This is a genomic window from Paenirhizobium cremeum, from assembly GCF_022884085.1.
Lineage (GTDB): Bacteria > Pseudomonadota > Alphaproteobacteria > Rhizobiales > Rhizobiaceae > Allorhizobium > Allorhizobium cremeum.
The window spans coordinates 335,664-355,973 of sequence record NZ_JAGGCS010000002.1; the positions used below are offsets into that span (position 1 = coordinate 335,664).

Below are 20,310 nucleotides of genomic sequence, written 5' to 3' on the forward strand. Positions count from 1 at the left end.
TTTCCTCAGCCGCGGGTCTTCGCATAGGCGCGGACAGCGTCGCCGAAGGCTTCGAAAAGGGCGCGCGACGGCTTGTCGGTCTCGGCCCAGTATTCCGGATGCCACTGCACGCCAATGGCAAAACCCTTGGCGCCGATCACGGACACGGCTTCGATCGTGCCGTCATCGGCGATGGCCTCGACCTGAAGGCCGGGGGCCGTCTTCGAGATCGCCTGACGATGCAGCGAATTGACGGGAATACGGCCCGTTCCGAGATAGCGGGCGATGCAGGAGCCTTCCGCGACGACCACGTCCTGCCGGATGCTGTACATCACGTCGCGGTCCGGATGCTGGGGCTTGCGGTGGTCCCAAACGCCTTCCTGTTCCTGGATCTCGCTTGCGAGCGTGCCGCCGAGCGCGACGTTCAGTTCCTGGATGCCCCGACAGATCGCCAGCAGCGGAATGCCCCGCTCGATCGCCCGGCGGATCATCGGCAGCGTTGTCGCATCGCGTGCCGGGTCGAAGGGGCCGTCGCTTTCCTTGAACTCCCCGCCATAGAGTGAGGGATGCACATTGGTGGCGGAGCCGGAAACGAGGAGGCCGTCGACCCGATCCAGAAGAGCGTCCGTGTCATTGCCCGCCTCGAAGGCGGGAATGATGAAGGACATGACGTCGGCGACATTGAGGGCTGCCCGGACATACTGGTTCTGGGCCGCATGCCAGGAGGTTCCGTCGAATTCGCGAATGTCGGCGGGAACGGCAATGATCGGCTTGGGCATGATGGTCTCCGAAAGGCGGGCAGGATTCTTGAACGCAGGATGGCCGGGAAGTCAATGACCGATTGCGGCAAAATTCCGGCGAAGCAGTCAGTCCGGCCTCGCATGACGTTTTTCCGGACAAAATAGGTATTGTCGCCGGGCCGCGGCCCTCAGCGCAAATATGCGTCGAAAGAATATTGCGGCGCAGCTTGAAACGCTTTGGAAAAAATGGTCATCTCGCCGTCATTGCAGCCGGGAGGGGGCGCAAGGAACTTGCCGGTAGCGCAAACCATGATTGGGAGGTCATTACATGGATCGTCGTTCATTTATCAAGAAAGCGGGCGTGGCGGGTGCGGGTGCTGCCGCATCGACCGTACTCGCCGCACCTGCCATTGCGCAGGAAAACCCGAAGATCACCTGGCGGCTGACGTCGTCGTTTCCGAAGTCGCTCGACACCATCTATGGCGGTGCGGTCGACATCGCCGAACGCGTTGCGGCGGCCACCGATGGAAACTTCACCATCCAGGTCTTCGCGGCCGGTGAAATCGTGCCCGGCCTGCAGGCGGTTGATGCGGTTGCGGCCGGCACCGTCGAGGCAGCCCACACGACGTCCTACTATTTCTGGGGCAAGGAGCCGACCTTCGCCATCGGCACGGCCATTCCCTTCGGCCTCAATGCCCGCATGCAGAACGCCTGGTACAACCAGGGAAACGGCAACACGCTGATGAACGAGTTCTTCGCGACGCAGGGTCTCTATGGTCTGCCGGCCGGCAATACCGGCGTGCAGATGGGCGGCTGGTTCCGCAAGGAGATCAACACCGTCGACGACCTCAAGGGTCTGAAGATGCGTATCGCCGGTCTGGCCGGCAAGGTTCTGGAAAAAGTTGGCGTCGTGCCGCAGCAGCTTGCCGGCGGCGATATCTATCCGGCGCTGGAAAAGGGCACGATTGACGCGGCCGAATTCGTCGGCCCCTATGACGACGCCAAGCTCGGCTTCCACAAGGTGGCCAAGTACTACTACTATCCGGGTTTCTGGGAAGGCGGTCCGGTCGTCCACGGCTTCTTCAACCTCGAGAAGTATAACGGCCTGCCGAAGCATTATCAGGCGATCCTCACCGATGCCTGTGCCTATGCCAACACCAACATGATGGCAAAATACGATGCGAAGAACCCGCAGGCGCTGAAGCAGCTCGTCGCGGAAGGCACGGTGCTGCGTCCGTTCAGCCAGGAGATCCTGGAGGCCTGCTACCAGGCCGCTCTTGGGATCTATGCAGAACTCTCGGCGCAGAGCCCGACCTTCAAGAAGGTTTATGACGATCAGCTCGCCTTCAAGAAGGACGCCTATCTGTGGGCGCAGCTCGGCGAATATACCTTCGACACCTTCATGATGATCCAGCAGCGCGCCGGCAAGCTCTGAACCTTCCGCGCGACGAATGAACGAGAAAGGCCCCGGACGCTGCGTCCGGGGCCTTTTTCCTTTTGGGGGTTCGAGAGAAAAAAACAGCGCCCTTTGGCGCTGTTTAGTGGCGCAAGCACCTTACTTGATGACCGGCGGCTGGCTGAGGTCCATGGATGGGGTGCCGGTTGCCGGCGCCTGTCCGGGCAGGCCGCCATCGGAACCGAGCGGCGGGAGGCCGAAACCGCCGGGGGCTCCATTGCCGCCGTCCGAGCCGAGCGGGGGCAGGGACATCCCGCCGCCGGCACCGAAGCCCGGAATCTCGATCTTGACGTCTGCCGGATCAACCGTGGTGTGGCCGCTCTTGTAGCGCATGACGAGGCTTGGGAAGGCGATCACCACGATAATCATGATGAACTGGATGATGATGTAAGGCAGCACGCCCTTGTAGATGTCGAGCGTCTTCATGCCCTTCATCATCCGGCCGGTTGCCTGATCCTTCCAGTCGCCCGCAGGAGCCACGGACCTGAGGTAGAAGAGCGAGAAGCCGAACGGCGGTGTCAGGAAGGAGGTCTGCAGGTTGATGCCCAGGATGACGCCAAACCAGACAAGGTCGATGCCGAGCTTTTCCGCCACGGGAGCGAGCAGCGGCACCATGATGAAGGCGATTTCGAAGAAGTCGATGAAGCATCCGAGGATGAAGACGATGATCGTGACCACGATCAGGAAGCCGTATTCACCGCCCGGCAGAGCCGTCAGAAGGTCTTCGATCCAGACATTGCCGTTGATGCCGTAGAAGGTGAGGCCGAAGACGCGCGCACCGATCAGGATCATCATGACAAAGGCGGAGAGCTTGGTCGTCGCTTCCAGTGCATGTTTCAGCGTGGCCAACGAAAGGCGGCCCTTGAGTGCGGCGAGAATCAGTGCCCCCGTCGCACCCATGGCTCCGCCTTCCGTAGGCGTGGCGATGCCGAGGAAGATGGTGCCCAGCACAAGGAAGATAAGAGCCAGCGGCGGGATCAGCACGATGATGACCTGTTGGGTCAAGCGCGAGATGATGTTCAGGCCGAATTTGCTGTTGGCGATTGCAACCAGATAGACCGCGAGAACGCCGAAAGCCAAGGCGGCGACGAGCCGCCACTCCGGGCTTGCAATGCCCGTGAAGAGCACCTCATGGCCGAGGAAATAGAGGCCGACGGTGACCGCGATCATGACGAACAGCGAGGTGACGCCGCCGCCGAGCGTGCGCGCTTCCAGAGGCAGGGCCGGCGCCCAGTCCGGCTTCAGCATCGATGTGACGAAGATATAAGCGCAATATGCCATGACGATCAGGATCGCAGGATAAAGCGCGCCAACATACATGTCGCCGACCGAACGGCCGAGCTGGTCCGCCATGACGATGAGAACGAGGGAGGGCGGCACGATCTGTGCCAGGGTGCCCGATGCGGCAATGGTGCCGGCGACGAGCGGGCGATTGTACTGGTAGCGCAGCATGATCGGCAGGGAGATGAGCCCCATTGCCATGACCGAAGCCGCCACCACGCCGGTCGTCGCGCCGAGAAGCGCCCCCACGAGAATGACGGCATAGGCGAGGCCACCGCGGATGGGGCCGAAGAGCTGGCCGATCGTATCGAGCAGGTCTTCCGCCATCCGCGACCGTTCCAGGATCAAGCCCATCAAGGTGAAGAAGGGGATCGAAAGGAGCGTATCGTTGTACATGATACCGTAGATGCGATCCGGATGGGATTGCAGAAGCGGCCAGAAGAGCTTGATTTCCGGGGAGATGGAAGAGAGTTCCACCCCGATCGCGAAGTAGATCAGGCCGCCGGCAGCGAGAGTGAACGCCACGGGATAGCCGAGCAGAAGCATCAGCATCACGGTGGAGAACATGATCGGGGCGAGGTTGTGGGCGATGAAATCGATCATGTCAGTGCCCCGTCGCTTCGGTTGTGTTTTCCGCCTCGGGCGTCTCGGTCACATAACCGAAGACGACGGCAGCGCGCTTTACGATCTCGGACAGCGTCTGGGCGCTGAGCAACAGGAAGCCGACGAGCACGGCCGCCTTCGCCGGCCAGACGATCAGTCCGCCCGCGCTCGAGGAGATTTCGCCGATCCTGTAGGAGGCCCAGAACCAGGGCCAGGCGAGCCAGGTCATGAGGAAGGTGAAGGGCAGAAGGAAAATGATGTGCAGGATCAGGTCGATCCGGTCTCGTGTCTTCTTGCTCCAGGAACTCGACACGATATCGATGCGGACATGGTCGTTCTTCAGGAGCGCATAGGCGGCGGCCAGCATGAACACGGTGCCGTAGAGATACCACTGAAGTTCGAGCCAGGCATTGGACGAGATATCGAACACCTTGCGGACGACCGCGTTGCCGGCGCTAATCAGGACTGCGGCGAGCAGCAGCCAGGATACCCAGCGCCCGATGGCCCCGTTGATCGTGTCGATCAGCCGGGCAATGGCCAATAACATTTTCATTGTTGTTCTCTCCCCTTGAGCTCCTTCTGGTCCTTAGATCAAGGCAACTTGGCGCGCAACCGGGGAACCCCAACGTTTCCAGGGCTTTTCGTCTTATGTCTATACCGAAAACAGCCAGTCTCTCCCGCCGGGAGCGTTCTCGGCATTACCCTGAGGCGGGCTTTTTCATTCGTGAGAAGACGGTTCAAGCCTAGGCAGTCACCCGGTGTATGCAGGTTCGATCTTCAGGGATTGTCCATGAAGAAATTGCGATTTGTTAATTTATAGGGCAGGGTTGCACCGGGGGAGAGGGTGGCAATCTTGTCGGGCATCGGCCGGGCGGTGACCAATAATTGGAATAGGTTGCCTTTTCTCAATGCCGGAAAGCGAATTTTAAATCGTCTTGCCTAACGTCGCCGGCGTCAAGGAGGCCACGGATGAAGGTCGCAAGCAGGAAAGCCGTGCCCACGGACGTTTATCTGTCGTTCGTCAGCTCGCTTTTCGAGAATCGGTACACGCTGTTCACGGGGATGGTCGTCCATATCCTGACGTTTCTGGCTATCTATGCGAAAAGCGGCGATGCGTTCTACCTTTTCCTCTGCGTCGGTTTCGTGGCGGTGTTTGCCAATCGCATCTACTGGTTCACCCGCTTCCAGAAGACGGACAAGACAGAACTGACGCGCAGCGACATTCGCCGCTGGGAGCTGCGTTACGTGCTGGGCGCTGCCTCGACCGCCGGCATTCTCGGCATAGGCAGCGGTTACGCGCTGCTCGTGCTGCAGGACAGTTTCGCCGAACTGGCGAGCATCGCCGTCACCATGGCCTCGATGGTATCCGTGGTCGGCCGCAATTACGGCTCGCGACTTGCCGTCGACCTCCAGACGCTCGCCTGCTGCCTGCCCATGGTGGTCGGCAGCCTGCTCGCCCAGGATTTATACAAGGCCGTCCTGTCGCTGATGCTCATTCCCTTCGGCATGACGACGCGGGCCATGGCCAACGGCGTCAGGGAGTTCCTTTACGAGAACGTCATCGCCTCGCGGGAAATGGCAAGGATCGCGGAGAGCTTCGACACCGCGCTCACCAACATGACGCACGGTCTCATCATGCTCGATCCGAACAACCGCATCGAGGTCATCAATCGCAAGGCCTGCGAGCTTCTGCACCTCGGCGAGCGCAAACGGCTGACGAATTGCGACCTTGACGTGGTGCTGCGCTATGGGGTTCGCCACAGCTTTGTCGACGGCTCCATGCCGAGCCTCATCCAGAAACAACTGGCCCAGTTGATCGACGGCAGCACGTCGCGCGCGGTGATGCAGTTTTCCGAAGACCTCATTCTCGAATTTTCCGCCAGCCGCCGGCCGCAAGGCGGCGTTGTCCTTATCTTCGAGGACGTGACGGCGCGCATTCGGGCGGACCGCAAGATCCTGCACATGGTGCGCTACGACTCGCTGACCGGCCTGCCACAGCGGGGCTATTTCAGCGAACTGGTGAAGGAAAAGGCGACGCAGCAGGCCGATGCGGGGCGGATCGGCTTCATGGTGCTCGATGTCGACGAGTTCAAGCATGTCAACGACACGAAGGGGCATATGACGGGGGACCGCCTCCTGGTGACGATCGCCAACCGGCTGCTGGAGCTTGCCGCGGGCGAGGCGATTGTCGGTCACTTCGTCGGAGACCAGTTCGTGCTGTTTTTCCCCGGTCGAGGCGGCGATACCGATATCGAGGCGCGGATGCGCTCCATCCATGCAAGCGTGGCAGGCAATTACGAGGTCGAGGCATCGCATATCGCCGTGACCTTCTCGGCCGGTTGCGTGATCCAGGACAGCGCGGAACTGCGGATGGAGGAATGGCAGATCAAGGCCGACCTTGCCCTGTACGAGGCGAAGTCACGCAGCAGGGGGCGACTTGTCGTCTTCGCGGATGAGATGGATGCCCGTTACATGGAGCGGCAGCGGCTGAAGACGGATTTGCGCGCGGCCGTGGAGCGCGGCGAGATCAGCGTCGCCTATCAGCCGATGTTCAAGCCGGACGGTTCTGCGCTCGAATGCTGTGAGGCGCTCGCCCGCTGGACCCATCCGGAAAAGGGAGCCATCGCGCCGGATATCTTCATCCAGATCGCCGAAGAGATGGGCATTGTCTCGGACATCACCCGCCAGGTGATCGAGAAAGCCTGCCGCGACTGCGTGAAATGGCCCGAGCACATCACGGTCTCGGTCAATCTGTCCGTGCAGGACCTGCGCAACGAACTCATCATCGGCACGGTGAAGTCCGTGCTTGCGGAAACGGGTCTGGCATCCCACCGGCTGCATCTCGAAGTGACGGAGAGCAGCCTCATCGAGGAACTGTCGACGGTACGGCTTATCCTCGAGCAATTGCGCAGCTACGGGATCACCATCGCAATCGACGATTTCGGCACGGGGTTCTCGAGCCTCAGCTATCTCGACACCCTGCCGGTCGATGTCGTGAAGATCGACCGATCCTTCGTGCGCAATATCTGCGAGGATGTCAGGCGCCTGAAGCTCTTGCGCGGCATCGTCACCCTTTCGCGCGGCCTCAACCTGCAGATCGTCGTCGAGGGCGTCGAAACCCGCGAGCAACTGGCCCTGCTAATCAAGCATAATTGTGCCGATCTTATACAGGGCTATGTCTATTCGATGCCGGTGGCCGCCGAGAGCATCGCCGAGATCAGCCAGCTTGCCAGCCGCAAGCAGTTCGAAGCCCGGACTTACGTCGCCTGACGTTTCTCATCTTGCGGCGTTCCATTTCATGACAATCAAGCGCCTGCCGATGCCATGCCATCGTGCAAACATCTTCGCGCCGCCAGTCGCGTTTACCATTTGTTAACCTTAACAAAGAATTAACACCGAAACCTACTAATCCTAGCAGGTGTAGGAGGCGTCGCGTGCATGATAGCTATGCTTAACAATTCGTTAATAATCGACGAGACACCAAGAGCATGGCACCATCAGAAGGGGATGGATTCGCGCAAAAGCTGATGCGAATCCTGGATAATATCGAATACCGCCGGATCGAGACCGGCGAGGACATGGAAGACATCGAACGGCTGCGCTACAAGGCCTACAAGGCTGCGGAGGTTCTGCCCGTTGCGGCCGCAAACCTGATCGATGACGTCGATTTCGACGACCACGCCTATGTCTTCGGGGTCTACTATTTCGAGGAACTGGTCAGCACGATCCGCCTTCACCATGTGACGCCGGAGCACCGGATATCGCAGTCGGCGGGCGTTTTCCCCGACGCCATGGAGAGCTTTCTCAATGCGGGCCTGACGCTGATCGACCCGGCTCGGTTCGCGGCCGATCCGGCGATTGCGGCCGAACTGCCCGTTCTTCCCTATATCACGCTTAGACCGAGCATTGTCGCGGCCGCCTATTTCCGCGCAGACCGCGTCCTGCAACATGTGCGTCCGGCCCATGCCGCCTTCTACAAGCGCGTGTTTTACGCCGACACGGTCGTCGAGCGCCGGATGGCCGATATCTACGGCTTCGAACTGACACTGCTTGCCACCAACACCCATGCGACCGGCGACAAACTGCTGAAGCGCTACCCCTTCTTCGATTCGGGCGTCTATGAACGCCGGCTGATGTTCGAAAGAGGCGGGGAGCCGCTCGTCGCTCCGCTGACGATCCTGCCGTCCGCGAGGCTGGTGGCGACAGGCCGGATCACCGGTGCCGTTGCCGGCCGGGATTATTGACGATCGGCCTCTCGCCCGCATGCTTCCGGGATGAGGGCGGATTGCGCTTGCCTGCGGCTTTGTGTATTTCGAAAGGGGAGGCGATGTCTGCGGATTCCCCGGCGGGGGCGAGCGGGCGTCGCGGGTTTCGAGAGCGCCGCGATGGCGGCTGCGCAAGGGGAGATGAAGCATGAGCGAACATCACGCGGGTCCGGTCGAAACGGGAGCGGCGATGAACTATGCCGAGCATGAAAAGACCTACGATCTCTTCATCGCAGGAACGAAATACGGCACTGCGATGCTGGTGGCCCTGTTGGTCGCCATGGCTGCCGGTTTTCTCGGCGGTGCCGGCTTCTTCGGCGGTCTCCTCATCTTCATCATTCTGAGTGCAGCCGGCATCTATCTGCTGCGCTGAACCTGACGGCTGCGGGAAAGGCTTCCATGCTGTCGGAAACGTCCGATCCGTTTCTCTTCCGGCTCGCTGTCTTTGCACTGGCGGTTGTCGCCGGCCTCATGTTTGGGGCCGGTACTAGGCGGGGATTCCGCCGTACGCTGATCCTTGCCGCCGGGCTTCTGGCTGCAGCGCTGGCCGCTGCCTCCATCTATGCGACCGGCCGGCTGCCCAGTGGCACGGGCCGCACGATTGCCTTCATTGCCCTGGCTCTCTCGGCGGTCGGATTGTCGTCCGGCCTCGTGCTGGCCTGGCGCACGGGGCCGGGCTCTTCACGCGAGGGAAATGGCTGAGACAATGGGCAACGGTTTGACGGCAGTGGCCGAACTCGCAGCGATTGCTTTCCTCATTTTCGCAGTGGCGCGGGTCGGCAGGCCGGGGGCCGTTTTCCACAGAACCGATTTCGTGCTGATCGCCCTGGGGCTGGCTTGCTGCATCCTGGTCGGCCTCGCCGCCGCGGAGCCGAATTTCGGCGGTTGGCTGATCGGGCTTCTCGCCCTTTCGGTCGGGGGCTCCCTCGGTGGGTGGCTGGCGATGGCCGCGCCGTCTCGAAAGATCGCGCAACTGCTGGCCGGGCTGCTTGCGCTGCATGGCCTCGTCGCCCTCCTGCTTTCCTTTGCCGTGCTCGATACCAGCGTATTGTTCTGGGATACGCGCATGGTGACCACCGAGTTCGAGCGGTCGCTCGGAACCGCGCTGGCGACGCTTTCCGGCGCCGCGGCGTTCGGAGGCGGCGTGGCGCTCGTCTTCCGCAGGATGGGTTTCCAGCTGTCGCGGCGGCTTCATTCGCTCGAGCCTTTCCGGCCCGTGCTGACCGGTCTGGCGGGGGTCGCCTTCCTACTGTTCTCGATCTGGCTCGTCCCCGGCTTCTTCCTGTTGACGGCCGTTCTTTCAACCGCTGTCGGGGCCGTCGTCGTGCTGTCTGCCGATGAACGCAAGATGCCTCTGGCCGCCGTTGCGCTCACCGCCTTCGCCGGACTGGCGACCGCAGCCATGGGCTTTGCCTTTGCCAGCCTGGCGCTGATCGTTGCAGGCGGTCTGGCGGGGGCGATCATGGTGTCCTGCTACAGGACGATGTGCCGCGAACAGTCGTTCGGGCCTTTCTGCCTGATCGTCTGACGAGACGGCCGCCGCTCCGTGGGCCAAAGGTTCATCTGCGAGATTGTTCGATCCGCTGCGGCCCATGCCGCAGTCTCCGATCGCTGTGATTCCCTGAAGCGAGGTTTGTTTTGTCCGGCTCGTTTTGTCGAGCCGGGCGTATGAGGGCTCAGACGCCGCCGCGCGTGCGGGCCAGGCCCTGCTTGGCGGGAAGGTATTTCGGGTCGAGTTGCAGCGCATGCGAGTAGGACTTGGCAGCGCGCGCCTTGTCGCCGCGGCGCTCGTAGACCAGTGCCTGGTTGGCCCAGGACTCGGCAAGGCGATTGTTCAGTTCGATCGCGTGGTTGAAGTCGGCGAAAGCGTTTTCATCGTCATTCAGCGCGATATAGGACACGCCACGGCCGTTGTAAGGCTCGGGCGAGTTCGGGGAGAGGGAGATCGCCTTCGAGAAATCGTCGATCGCCTTGTCGTGCTGACCGCGCACCTGATAGATCAGGCCGCGATTGTGATAGGCGCGGCCATCGGTGGTGTCGAGTTCGATGGCCCGGTTGAAGTCGCCGAAGGCTTCGTCGATGCGTCCGGCCTGACGGTAGATATTGCCGCGACCGATATAGGCGACGTCGTAGTTCGGGTTGATCCTCAGCGCCGCATTGTAGTCGGCTGCCGCCTCGACCGGCTTGCCCATATTGCGGTAGACCAGCGCGCGGTTCGCATAGGCCTGATAGAAGTTGGGGTTGAGCTGCAGCGCGGTGTTGAAGTCGGAAAGCGCCTTGCTGAACTGGCCGGCGCGCCCATAGGCCGATCCTCGGACATTGTAGCCTTCCGGATCGTTCGGGTTGGCGCTGATGACCTGCGACAGCGAGGCGATATTTTCCTCGGACCCCTGGTCCCGGTCGATGCGGATCATGTCCGACGTTTCAGTCGTCTGGCACCCTGCGAGGCCAAGAGCCGCAACCATCGCAACGGCAAGTCCACCGCGCCGGAAGCCGCGGGCGGAAAGGGTTTCGAGAGACTGAGCTAGAAGTTGTGCGGTCATGACTGCCATTATCCGGACGCACCGGCCGCATCCGATGTGAACCGCGGCAGCACGTTGAGCTGAATACCAAAAGAGCGGCTGCGAACCGATCGCCTCCGCCCTTAGATCATCGGAAAACGTCCAAAAAACGACCGATCAACGGCCGGGACGTGCCGCAATGAGGCCTTCACGCTGAGCGCGCTTGCGAGCCAGCTTGCGAACGCGGCGAACGGCTTCTGCCTTTTCGCGTGCGCGCTTCTGCGAGGGCTTTTCATAATAATCGCGCATCTTCATTTCACGGAAAATGCCTTCGCGCTGCATCTTCTTCTTGAGAGCGCGGAGCGCCTGATCAACGTTGTTGTCGCGGACAAGTACCTGCACGTCTATCCCGTTCCTTTGGTTTTAGGTTGGCAAACCGCCGATATCCGAGTCGACGGAAATAGTATAGCTTCGCTCGGCCCGAAGGCCGCCGATTAGTGACGCCAGATACCAGATCGCTTGAAGGAAGTCCAGACGGAGACTGCATGGCGCCGGGAGAAAAAATCCGTGTTTCCTGCGGATATGTTGTACGTGTCGAAAGCCGGTCGTCAATGCGTCGCAAAACGACCGTCATGACGCATATTGATTTGCGACTTGTTTGATCCTACCCAATTGCCTGAACCTACAGGAGTTTGAGGCGAATGCGCAAATATTCGGTCTTTGCCGTGGCACGCGAGGCGCTCAGGGCCCATAAGGGCTGGGAGGCGCAGTGGACCTCTCCCGAGCCGCGCCAGTCCTATGACGTCATCATCATCGGCGGTGGCGGCCACGGTCTCGGTGCAGCCTATTATCTGGCCAAGGAGCACGGCATTACCAATGTCGCGGTGATCGAAAAGGGCTGGATCGGCGGCGGCAATACCGGCCGAAACACCACGATCATCCGGTCCAACTACCTCTATGAAGAGAGCATGGACATTTTCGAGCACTCGCTGAAGCTCTGGGAAGGGCTGAGCCAGGAGCTCAACTACAACGTCATGTACTCGCCGCGCGGCGTGATGATGCTGTCGCACAATGTCCATGACATGCAGTCCTTCAAGCGCCATATCAACGCCAACAACCTCTACGGCATCGACAACGAGTGGCTGACGCCGGAGCAGGCGAAGGATTTCTGCCCGCCGCTCGATATCTCCAAGACCGCCCGCTATCCGATCAACGGTGCGGCCCTGCAGCGCCGGGGCGGCACGGCCCGTCACGATGCTGTCGCCTGGGGCTATGCCCGCGCCGCTGCCGACCGTGGCGTGCACATCATCCAGAACACCGAAGTCACCGGCATCCGCCGCGGCCCGAACGGCGAGGTGACCGGCGTCGAAACGAATCGTGGCTTCATCGGCGCGAAGAAGGTCGGCGTTTCGGCCTCGGGGCACAATTCGGTGGTCATGGGCATGGCCGGCGTGCGCCTGCCGCTGCATTCCACCCCGCTGCAGGCGCTCGTTTCCGAACCGATGAAGCCGATCTTCCCCTGTGTCGTCATGTCGAACACGGTGCATGCCTACATTTCGCAGTCGGACAAGGGCGAGTTCGTCATCGGCGCCGGCACCGACCAGTACAATTCCTATTCGCAGACCGGCGGCCTGCAGATCATCACCCACACGCTGGATGCGATCTGCGAACTGTTCCCGATGTTCCGCCGCGTCAAGATGATGCGCCAGTGGGGCGGCATCACCGACAACACCTCGGACCGCTCGCCGATCCAGGGTGTGACGCCGGTGCCGAACCTTTTCGTCAACGCCGGTTGGGGAACGGGTGGCTTCAAGGCGACGCCGGGTTCGGCGAACCTGTTTGCATATCTCATCGCCAAGGGCGAACCGCATCGGCTGGCTGCCGGCCTGACGCTCGACCGCTTCCGCACCGGTCGCCTGATCGACGAGGCGGCGGCTGCCGCCGTGGCGCACTGATCCTTAAAGGACGTTCATCATGCTGCTGATCAAATGCCCCTATTGCGAGGAAGAGCGCTCCGAGCTCGAATTCCGCGCCGCCGGCGAAGCGCATATCGCCCGCCCGCAGAACATTGCCGATATCACGGATGAAGAATTCGCGGACTATTTCTTCCTGAGGGACAATCCCAAGGGACTGATCTACGAACGCTGGCGTCACATGCACGGCTGCGGCCGCTTCTTCAACGCCGTGCGTGATTCCGTCAGTGACAAGATCTATTTGACCTACAAGGCCGGCGAGCCGAAGGCGGATGTCTCCGCCTTGCTGCCGAACGCTGTTGAGAAGGGAGCGTCGAAATGAGCGGCGCCAATCGTATCGCCGGCAAGGGCCGCCTGACACCCGCCCGTACCGCACGTTTCACCATCGACGGCCGCAGCCTGACGGCCTATGAGGGCGATACCGTCGCCTCCGCCATGCTGGCCAATGGCATGCATCTCGCGGGACGCTCGTTCAAGTATCACCGTCCGCGCGGCATCCTGACTGCAGGGCCGGAAGAACCGAATGCGCTCCTCGACATCTCCCGCGATGCCGCCCGCCGGCAGCCGAACGTCCGCGCCACCGTGCAGGAAGTGTTCGACGGCATGAAGGTCGAAACGCAGAATCGCTGGCCGTCGCTGTCGCTCGACATCGGCGAGATCAACGATTTCTTCTCGCCCTTCTTCGCCGCCGGCTTCTACTACAAGACCTTCATGTGGCCGAAGAGCTTCTGGCATTCGGTCTATGAGCCCTTCATCCGTCGCGCCGCCGGCCTCGGCGTGGCGCCGAAGGAAGAAGATCCCGATCACTATTCCTCTCGCTATGCCCATTGCGACGTGCTCGTCGTCGGTGGGGGAGCGGCAGGCCTCGCAGCGGCAATTGCCGCCGCTGAAGCCGGCGCACAGGTCATCCTTTGCGACGAGCAGCCGGAAGTTGGCGGCGCTTTCCATTACGACACCGGCGCAACCGTCGACGGCCAGAACGGCTATGACTGGGCGCAGGCGACAGCGGCGCGGCTGAAGGCCATGCCGAATGTCAAGCTGCTGACCCGCACGACGGCCTTCGGCTACTACAACCACAATTTCGTCGGTCTTGCCGAGCGCGTGACCGATCATATCGCCAAGCCCTCGAAGACGGCGCCGCGCGAGCGGCTCTGGCAGGTGCGGGCGAAGAAGGTGGTTCTCGCCACCGGCTCCATCGAACGCCACATGGTCTTCGCGAACAACGACCGCCCCGGCATCATGCTGGCATCGGCCGCCCGCACCTACCTCAACCACTACGGCGTCACCGTCGGCGCCAAGGTCGGCGTCTATGCCGCGCACGACTCGGCCTATGAAGCCGCAATCGATCTGCGCAAGGCCGGCGTCACCATCGCCGCAATCGTCGATTGCCGGGAAAAGCCCGGCGAAAAGGTGCTGACGGAAGCCCGTTCGCTCGGTATCGAGGTGCTGACCGGTCACTATGTTGCCGACACCTCAGGTCGACTGCGGGTCCGCTCCATGTCGGTCAAGCGCAATGGCGGCGGTTCCGCCCGCAAGATCGAGGTCGATGCGCTGATCGTTTCAGCCGGCTGGACGCCTTCGGTCCACCTGTTCTCGCAGTCGCGCGGCAAGCTGAAGTTCGATGCGATCAACGATCGGTTCCTGCCGGACGTCTATGCGCAGGACAGCATATGCATCGGTACCTGCAACGGCACCGATGACCTGCAGGCCATCCTCGACGAGGGCTCGGCCGCCGGTGCCGCCATGGCCAAGGCTGCCGGCGCCACCGGTTCGGCCTCGCAGGCGCCGACCGGCGCCAATGCCTTCGACTGGACCGGCGGCATGATCGGCGCTGCCGAAGGCGCGGGACGCGACAGCAACGTCAAGGCGTTCATCGACTTCCAGCACGACGTCTGCGCCAAGGACATCCGTCTCGCCGTTCGCGAGGGCATGCACTCGATCGAGCACATCAAGCGCTTCACCACCAATGGCATGGCGTCGGATCAGGGCAAGCTTTCCAACATGCACGGCCTTGCCATCGCTGCGGAAATGCTCGGCAAGGAAATCCCGAAGGTGGGTCTCACCACCTTCCGCGCGCCCTATACGCCGGTCACCTTCGGTACGCTCATCAACCATTCGCGCGGCGACCTGTTCGATCCGACCCGCAAGACGCCGATGCACGATCTCGAGGTATCGCTCGGCGCCGAGTTCGAGGATGTCGGCAACTGGAAGCGCGCCTGGTACTATCCGCGTGCGGGTGAGGACATGCATGCGGCAGTCAACCGCGAGTGCTGGACGGTTCGCGAGACCGCCGGCGTGTTCAACGCATCGACGCTCGGCAAGATCGAGGTCGTGGGTCCGGATGCCGCCGAATTCCTGAACCTGATGTACACCAATGCCTGGGATACGCTGAAGCCCGGCAAATGCCGCTACGGCATCATGACCCGTGACGACGGCTTCATCTACGACGACGGCGTCGTCGGTCGCCTTGCTGAAGATCGCTTCCATGTAACGACCACGACCGGCGGTGCGCCGCGCGTGCTGAACCACATGGAAGATTATCTGCAGACCGAGTTCCCGCATCTCAAGGTGTGGCTGACGTCTGCGACCGAGCAGTGGGCGGTCATCGCCGTCCAGGGTCCGAAAGCACGCGATATCATCGCGCCCTTTGTCGAAGGCATCGACATCTCGAACGAGGCCTTCCCGCATATGAGCATTGCCGAGGGCAAGTTCTGCGGCGTGCCGACCCGTCTCTTCCGCGTGTCGTTCACCGGCGAGATCGGTTTCGAAGTCAACGTTCCCGCCGATTACGGCGCGGCCGTGTTCGAGACGATCTGGAAGCGTGCGGAAAGCCTTGGCGCCTGCCTTTACGGCACCGAGACCATGCACGTCCTGCGCGCCGAGAAGGGCTACCTGATCGTCGGCCAGGATACCGATGGTACGGTCACGCCTGACGATGCCGGCTATGGTTGGGCTGTGTCCAAGAAGAAGAAGGATTTCGTCGGTATTCGCGGTCTGAAGCGCCCCGACCTCGTCCGGACGGGCCGCAAGCAACTCGTCGGCCTTCTGACCAAGGACCCGAAGGAGGTGCTGGAGGAAGGCGGCCAGATCGTCGCCAATCCGAACCAGCCGAAGCCGATGACCATGCTCGGTCATGTCACCTCGTCCTACTGGTCGGAAAATCTCGGCCGTTCGATCGCGCTGGCCGTCGTCATCGACGGTCGGGCGAAGATGGGCGAAACGCTTTACGTGCCGATGAAGGACAAGACCATCGCGGTCGAAGTGACCGACACGGTATTCTTTGACAAGGAAGGGGGACGCATCAATGGCTGATGCTACCGTCGCTGAACGCAAGACCGTTCTTACCGGCTTCCATGGCGGTTCGCCTCTGGTCAAGCTGAGGCCTGCCGAACCTGCCGCCCGCGTTTCGCTCCGGGCCGGCCCGGACGAAGTGGCGGCTCTCTCCAAGAGCCTCGGCGTCAAGCTGCCGGTCAAGCCGAAGACATCCGCCTCCGCCAAGGGGCGGCTCGCCTTCTGGCTCGGTCCGGACGAATGGCTGCTGATCGACGAGAAGAGTAACGACCTGATGGCCGATTGCGCGGCTTCGGGCGTGGTTCACTCGGCGACCGATGTCTCTCATCGCAACACGGCGATCGTTGTCTCCGGCAAGGGCGCGGTGAACGCGCTCAATGCCGGCTGCCCGCGGGATCTGTCGCTTTCGGTCTTCCCGGTCGGGGCGGTCAGCCGCACGGTGTTCGGCAAGATCGAGATCGTGCTTTACCGGATCGACGAGGAGACCTTCCGCGTCGAGTGCTGGCGGTCCTTTGCGGAATATGCCTTCGGCCTGCTGGCCGAAGCTGCCGACGACGCAGCTTGACCAACTAACAAACTGACAAACTTTCTGGCTGGCCGGGGATCTACAGGAGACCCGGCCAGCCTTTCCATTTGATCCAGCGGCCATGAAAATCGGCGCGACCGATTTCGTGTTTTTCGTCGTCCGGCCAGACCTGCAATGTCATGGCCGCTCCGTCCGGTTTGCCATCGGCTTCCATCTGCAAGCGCGCGACAGGCGAATCGATGGTGGCGCGGGAACCGGCGTTCGCGATCAGCTCTTCTCCTCGGCATTTCAGCTCTTCCGGCAGATATTGCCAGGCAATCGTGTGATAGACGACATGAACCGCGCCGGGGCGGGAGGTCGTGAGCCGCCTTTCCAGCCATTCGATCGCATCGGACCTTTCTACGGCGAGACGATTTTCGACGGCGATTTCGAGCGCATGGCGGGTGCGTTCCAGACGGTCGCTCTGGTCGGCCCATATGTAGGACATCAGGCGGAGCCGGTCTTCGGGCGAGGCCGGGTCGAGCGGGTTGAGATCGCAGCCGGATCGTTCCGCGATATGGATTTCAGCGGCTGGCGGCGGCGGTCCCTGCCACTCCGGCGCCAGGGCAACGGGGGATTCCGGTCCCCAGACGAAATCGCCGAGGCGATAGGAATAGCGGTCCCATTGCAGGTTGAGACCGGCGCTTGCGCCGACTTCGGAGAGGACGAGCGGTTTTCCGAAGAGTTGTGCAATCGTGAGAAAACCCGGCAGAAGGGCAGCCGAACGTCGGACCTCATTGGTCTGCGGGGCGGAGAGCAGGCGTTCGAGGATGAATGCCTCGTCGCGCCTGAAGGCTGTCTTGCAGACTTGCCAGAGGGTCTCGTCGTCAACGGCGTTGGGAGGATAGGCGGCGGCGAGGGAGACGTCTGAACCTAAGAGCACCAGCGCGTGGAGGGACCCCGCGAGACGCAGCGCGAGGGCATCGCCGGTGCCGGTCGGGTCCCCTTGCCAACTCAGGATATGTTCTCCAACCGCCGTGTCTTCATCCAGACGCTCGGCGGCGAGATTGCAGAGCCGCGCGGTGAAGGACGAACCGAGATCGCTGCATGCCTTTGCCTGACGCAGGAAGGACTGACGAACGATGTCCGGCTCTGCCATTCTTACACTCCTTCGGGGCGATCCTTCGGGTCGAACTGGACGATGGTGATCCAGGTGGCGGTCAGCGCCGGTTTCTTCTCGTCCTCGATCTCGATGCTGACGTCATAGGTGGTCATCATCATGCCGGCGCCGCGAAAACGGGCCTCGGACAAGACGAAGTGACCGCGGATGCGCTTGCCGCAGCGAACCGGCGACATGAAGCGGATCTTGTCGAAGCCGTAGTTGATGCCCATCGTCTGTTCGCGGATCTTCGGCAGGCAGTCGTAGTTCATCGCGGAAAGCAGCGAAAGCGTCAGGAAACCGTGGGCGATGGTACCGCCGAAGGAGGTTTCGGCTGCCGCGCGCACGGGATCGACATGGATGAACTGGTGGTCGTCGGTGGCGCCGGCAAAGGCGTCGATCATCGTCTGGTCGACCGTGATCCAGTTCGAAAGTCCGATTTCCTTTCCGACCAGGCCGGGGACGTCCGACAGAGAAATCTCAACAGGCACAAGAACCTCATCGAATTGACAAATCGAGAATACTTCCAGGAGTTTGGCGGCTGTCGTAGCACAGCCGGGGGCGAGGTGGACACAATAATCAGGACTCGATGAAAAACTCCACCGACCGCGGCTTCAAATGAATCAGCGGCGCGCTACGGCCTGATGACAGCTTGCGCCATTTGCGCCCGGCGGCGGGCTGCAGCACGAAATCCTGCCCGGCATGGGACCGGTTGAACAGCACGGCGAGACGAACCTCCGCGAGAAGCTTGCGGTCCCAGGTGGAGAGGATCATGCCGAAGGTGGCGCTGTCCGCCTCTTCCCATTCCGCAACGGTCATCGGGAGACCTCTTGCGGAAAACCAGGCGACATCGCCCCCGCCGTTGAAGAATTCGATCTGCGAGAATACCGAGAAGCGCTTGCGCATGGCGGACAGCGCCACCGTCGCCTCCAGCAGTTCCTCGTCCAGCGCTTCCCAGTTCAGCCAGGTCATCTCGTTGTCCTGGCAATAGGCGTTGTTGTTGCCGTGCTGGGTGCGACCGAACTCGTCGCCGGCCGTCAGCATGATCGCGCCGCGGCTGGCAAAGAGGGTGGACAGAAGAGCGATAACGTCCTGCCGGCGCTGGCGGCGAACCGTCCGGTTATGGGTTTCGCCCTCCACGCCGTTGTTCCAGGAATAGTTCTCGTCGTGGCCGTCGCGGTTGTTCTCGCCGTTCTTGCCATTGCGCTTGTGGCTGTGGGAGACGAGATCGAACAGGGTGAAGCCGTCATGGGCGGCGATGAAGTTGACGCTGCGCGTGGTGGCGGCTCCGTCCCGGGCAAAGACGTCGGAAGAGCCGGCGAGCGCGGTGGCGAGCGCGCCGGTCGTATGCGCATCGCCACGCCAGTAGCGCCGGATATTGTCCCGCGCACGATCGTTCCATTCCAAGAAGGGTGCGGGGAAATTGCCGAGCTGATACCCGCCGGGACCGATGTCCCAGGGTTCGGCGATCATCACCCGATCTTCCAGAATGTCATCCCGCAGGATCGCCTGCAGCGTTCTCGCGTTTGAATGAAAGCCGCTCAGGGAGCGGCCGAGGATGGGCGCGAGATCGAAGCGGAAACCGTCGACGCCCGCGTGAAGCACGAAATGCCGCAAGGTACTGACGATCAGTTGACGAACATGCAGATGATCGCAGGCCAGCGTGTTGCCGGTGCCGGTGTCGTTCACCAGTATGCCGGGATTGTCGGGAAGGTGACGGTAGAAGGAGAGGTTGTCGAGCCCGCGCAGCGAAAGCGTGGTGCCGAGCCGGTCGCTCTCGCCCGTGTGGTTGAAGACCAGGTCGAGAATGACGCCGATCCCCGCGGCATGCAGGGCGGCGACGGTGTCGCGCAGTTCGGCGACGCCGCCGGGCACGATGCGGGGATCGAGTGCCATGAAGGCGACCGGATTGTAGCCCCAGCCATTGGTCAGTCCGAGCGGCGGCAGATGCCGTTCATCGATCCAGGCGACGATCGGCATCAGTTCGATGGCGTCGACGCCGAGCCGCTTCAGGTGATCGATCACCGCGGGATGGGCGAGTGCCGCGACTGTGCCGCGCAGGTTCTTCGGCACGTCGGGATGGCGGATGGTGAAGGGCCTGACCGCGATCTCGTAGATGAAGCCGCCCTTGGGCATGAGCGTCATCATCGGCCGGGCGAGCCGGTCACGCGTCACGACCGATTTCGGAACGAGGGGAGCGGTATCGACCCCGAAGGTCGAAAGCCTGACATCGTGGACGAAGGGCCGGTCCAGTTCCTTGGCGTAGGGATCGACGAGCAGTTTGGACGGATCGAACCACCAGCCATGGTCCGGGGCGTAGTGCCCGTGGGCGCGATAACCGTAATGGGCGCCTTCGGTGACGCCTTCCACATGCAATCGAAATACGTCGCCTTCACCGCGCGTCATCGGAAGACGGCAGATTTCTCCGCCGCCATTGACGTCATAAAGGCAGAGATCGATCTGCTCGGCGTGGCGGGACCAGACGGCGAAATCCGCGCCTGTGTCGGTGAGGACCACTCCGCCATGCCGGCTTTCGATCGGGTTCATGGAGCCGCCG

General features: G+C 61.9%; 18 protein-coding genes. 10 read left to right on the forward strand and 8 right to left on the reverse strand.

Translation table 11 applies throughout. The annotated features are described in order from the left end of the window. Window positions 1-5: 5 nt before the first annotated feature. Window positions 6-758, reverse strand: a complete 753-nt coding sequence (locus J5N58_RS05060) for a gamma-glutamyl-gamma-aminobutyrate hydrolase family protein (RefSeq protein ID WP_113438043.1) — start codon at window positions 756-758, stop codon at window positions 6-8. Window positions 759-1,047: 289 nt separating this feature from the next. Here J5N58_RS05060 and J5N58_RS05065 point away from each other — a divergent pair, with 289 nt between their 5' ends. Next, window positions 1,048-2,154: a TRAP transporter substrate-binding protein gene (locus J5N58_RS05065; RefSeq protein WP_112828753.1), complete on the forward strand. Its 1,107-nt coding sequence runs from the start codon at window positions 1,048-1,050 to the stop codon at window positions 2,152-2,154. A gap of 120 nt (window positions 2,155-2,274) precedes the next feature. Here J5N58_RS05065 and J5N58_RS05070 read toward each other — a convergent pair whose 3' ends face one another. Both J5N58_RS05070 and J5N58_RS05075 read right to left on the reverse strand, forming a co-directional pair. Continuing rightward, window positions 2,275-4,059 carry a TRAP transporter large permease gene (locus J5N58_RS05070; protein ID WP_112828752.1) on the reverse strand — a complete coding sequence of 595 codons (1,785 nt, stop codon included), beginning with the start codon at window positions 4,057-4,059 and terminating at the stop codon, window positions 2,275-2,277. Between the two features lies 1 nt (window position 4,060). Then, the gene (locus tag J5N58_RS05075) at window positions 4,061-4,612 is read right to left on the reverse strand and encodes a TRAP transporter small permease subunit (RefSeq protein WP_112828751.1); all 552 of its coding nucleotides are present in this window, start codon (window positions 4,610-4,612) and stop codon (window positions 4,061-4,063) included. 416 nt (window positions 4,613-5,028) lie between these two features. On the opposite strand from J5N58_RS05075, the gene J5N58_RS05080 reads away from it, so the two are divergent. The 5 genes from J5N58_RS05080 to J5N58_RS05100 all read left to right on the forward strand — a co-directional run bounded on the left by J5N58_RS05080 (window position 5,029) and on the right by J5N58_RS05100 (window position 9,852). Beyond that, complete coding sequence (locus tag J5N58_RS05080) at window positions 5,029-7,329, forward strand: putative bifunctional diguanylate cyclase/phosphodiesterase (protein WP_244709928.1); 2,301 nt, start codon at window positions 5,029-5,031, stop codon at window positions 7,327-7,329. Between the two features lie 257 nt (window positions 7,330-7,586). Then, entirely contained in the window at window positions 7,587-8,303 is a 717-nt protein-coding gene (locus tag J5N58_RS05085; protein ID WP_244709930.1) for an N-acyl amino acid synthase FeeM domain-containing protein, read from the forward strand. Between the two features lie 169 nt (window positions 8,304-8,472). Next, window positions 8,473-8,697: an aa3-type cytochrome c oxidase subunit IV gene (locus tag J5N58_RS05090; protein ID WP_112828748.1), complete on the forward strand. Its 225-nt coding sequence runs from the start codon at window positions 8,473-8,475 to the stop codon at window positions 8,695-8,697. A gap of 26 nt (window positions 8,698-8,723) precedes the next feature. Then, window positions 8,724-9,026: a hypothetical protein gene (locus J5N58_RS05095; RefSeq protein ID WP_162708220.1), complete on the forward strand. Its 303-nt coding sequence runs from the start codon at window positions 8,724-8,726 to the stop codon at window positions 9,024-9,026. Continuing rightward, window positions 9,019-9,852: an NAD(P)(+) transhydrogenase (Re/Si-specific) subunit beta gene (locus J5N58_RS05100; protein ID WP_162748376.1), complete on the forward strand. Its 834-nt coding sequence runs from the start codon at window positions 9,019-9,021 to the stop codon at window positions 9,850-9,852. The genes J5N58_RS05095 and J5N58_RS05100 overlap by 8 nt, the downstream gene beginning before the upstream one ends. Window positions 9,853-10,000: 148 nt before the next feature. Here the strand turns inward: J5N58_RS05100 and J5N58_RS05105 are convergent, their stop codons facing one another. Next, window positions 10,001-10,789, reverse strand: coding sequence for a tetratricopeptide repeat protein (locus tag J5N58_RS05105; protein ID WP_244710108.1), 789 nt, complete (start codon window positions 10,787-10,789; stop codon window positions 10,001-10,003). 213 nt (window positions 10,790-11,002) lie between these two features. Beyond that, the gene (gene rpsU / locus J5N58_RS05110; RefSeq protein WP_099058844.1) at window positions 11,003-11,227 is read right to left on the reverse strand and encodes a 30S ribosomal protein S21; all 225 of its coding nucleotides are present in this window, start codon (window positions 11,225-11,227) and stop codon (window positions 11,003-11,005) included. Between the two features lie 299 nt (window positions 11,228-11,526). Between rpsU and J5N58_RS05115 the strand changes: the two genes are divergently transcribed. From J5N58_RS05115 to J5N58_RS05130, 4 genes are read left to right on the forward strand one after another with little or no spacing between them, the layout of a single operon-like run. Then, window positions 11,527-12,780 (forward strand): sarcosine oxidase subunit beta family protein, encoded by a 1,254-nt coding sequence (locus J5N58_RS05115; protein WP_113442305.1) that lies wholly within the window; start codon window positions 11,527-11,529, stop codon window positions 12,778-12,780. 19 nt (window positions 12,781-12,799) lie between these two features. After that, window positions 12,800-13,120, forward strand: a complete 321-nt coding sequence (locus tag J5N58_RS05120; protein ID WP_112828744.1) for a sarcosine oxidase subunit delta — start codon at window positions 12,800-12,802, stop codon at window positions 13,118-13,120. After that, window positions 13,117-16,110, forward strand: coding sequence for a sarcosine oxidase subunit alpha (locus J5N58_RS05125; RefSeq protein WP_244709933.1), 2,994 nt, complete (start codon window positions 13,117-13,119; stop codon window positions 16,108-16,110). The genes J5N58_RS05120 and J5N58_RS05125 overlap by 4 nt, the downstream gene beginning before the upstream one ends. Continuing rightward, window positions 16,103-16,654, forward strand: a complete 552-nt coding sequence (locus tag J5N58_RS05130) for a sarcosine oxidase subunit gamma (protein ID WP_244709935.1) — start codon at window positions 16,103-16,105, stop codon at window positions 16,652-16,654. Before J5N58_RS05125 ends, J5N58_RS05130 begins: the two co-directional genes overlap by 8 nt. Window positions 16,655-16,694: 40 nt before the next feature. Here the strand turns inward: J5N58_RS05130 and J5N58_RS05135 are convergent, their stop codons facing one another. From J5N58_RS05135 to glgX, 3 genes are all read right to left on the reverse strand, one after another. Continuing rightward, window positions 16,695-17,753, reverse strand: a complete 1,059-nt coding sequence (locus J5N58_RS05135; RefSeq protein ID WP_244709937.1) for a DUF2332 domain-containing protein — start codon at window positions 17,751-17,753, stop codon at window positions 16,695-16,697. 2 nt (window positions 17,754-17,755) lie between these two features. Beyond that, window positions 17,756-18,244, reverse strand: coding sequence for a MaoC family dehydratase (locus J5N58_RS05140; protein WP_112828740.1), 489 nt, complete (start codon window positions 18,242-18,244; stop codon window positions 17,756-17,758). Window positions 18,245-18,332: 88 nt separating this feature from the next. Beyond that, window positions 18,333-20,300 carry a glycogen debranching protein GlgX gene (gene glgX / locus J5N58_RS05145; protein WP_244709939.1) on the reverse strand — a complete coding sequence of 656 codons (1,968 nt, stop codon included), beginning with the start codon at window positions 20,298-20,300 and terminating at the stop codon, window positions 18,333-18,335. Between the last annotated feature and the right edge of the window lie 10 nt (window positions 20,301-20,310).

Bases quoted from the DNA above. Each gene is read 5' to 3' on its own strand.
- J5N58_RS05070 (WP_112828752.1), bottom strand. From the start codon at position 4,059: ATGATCGATTTCATCGCCCACAACCTCGCCCCGATCATGTTCTCCACC.
- J5N58_RS05120 (WP_112828744.1), top strand. From the start codon at position 12,800: ATGCTGCTGATCAAATGCCCCTATTGCGAGGAAGAGCGCTCCGAGCTC.
- J5N58_RS05080 (WP_244709928.1), top strand. From the start codon at position 5,029: ATGAAGGTCGCAAGCAGGAAAGCCGTGCCCACGGACGTTTATCTGTCG.
- J5N58_RS05065 (WP_112828753.1), top strand. From the start codon at position 1,048: ATGGATCGTCGTTCATTTATCAAGAAAGCGGGCGTGGCGGGTGCGGGT.
- J5N58_RS05060 (WP_113438043.1), bottom strand. From the start codon at position 758: ATGCCCAAGCCGATCATTGCCGTTCCCGCCGACATTCGCGAATTCGAC.
- J5N58_RS05130 (WP_244709935.1), top strand. From the start codon at position 16,103: ATGGCTGATGCTACCGTCGCTGAACGCAAGACCGTTCTTACCGGCTTC.
- J5N58_RS05125 (WP_244709933.1), top strand. From the start codon at position 13,117: ATGAGCGGCGCCAATCGTATCGCCGGCAAGGGCCGCCTGACACCCGCC.
- glgX (WP_244709939.1), bottom strand. From the start codon at position 20,300: ATGAACCCGATCGAAAGCCGGCATGGCGGAGTGGTCCTCACCGACACA.
- J5N58_RS05100 (WP_162748376.1), top strand. From the start codon at position 9,019: ATGGCTGAGACAATGGGCAACGGTTTGACGGCAGTGGCCGAACTCGCA.
- J5N58_RS05075 (WP_112828751.1), bottom strand. From the start codon at position 4,612: ATGAAAATGTTATTGGCCATTGCCCGGCTGATCGACACGATCAACGGG.
- J5N58_RS05135 (WP_244709937.1), bottom strand. From the start codon at position 17,753: ATGGCAGAGCCGGACATCGTTCGTCAGTCCTTCCTGCGTCAGGCAAAG.
- J5N58_RS05085 (WP_244709930.1), top strand. From the start codon at position 7,587: ATGCGAATCCTGGATAATATCGAATACCGCCGGATCGAGACCGGCGAG.
- J5N58_RS05095 (WP_162708220.1), top strand. From the start codon at position 8,724: ATGCTGTCGGAAACGTCCGATCCGTTTCTCTTCCGGCTCGCTGTCTTT.
- J5N58_RS05105 (WP_244710108.1), bottom strand. From the start codon at position 10,789: ATGGTTGCGGCTCTTGGCCTCGCAGGGTGCCAGACGACTGAAACGTCG.
- J5N58_RS05090 (WP_112828748.1), top strand. From the start codon at position 8,473: ATGAGCGAACATCACGCGGGTCCGGTCGAAACGGGAGCGGCGATGAAC.
- J5N58_RS05115 (WP_113442305.1), top strand. From the start codon at position 11,527: ATGCGCAAATATTCGGTCTTTGCCGTGGCACGCGAGGCGCTCAGGGCC.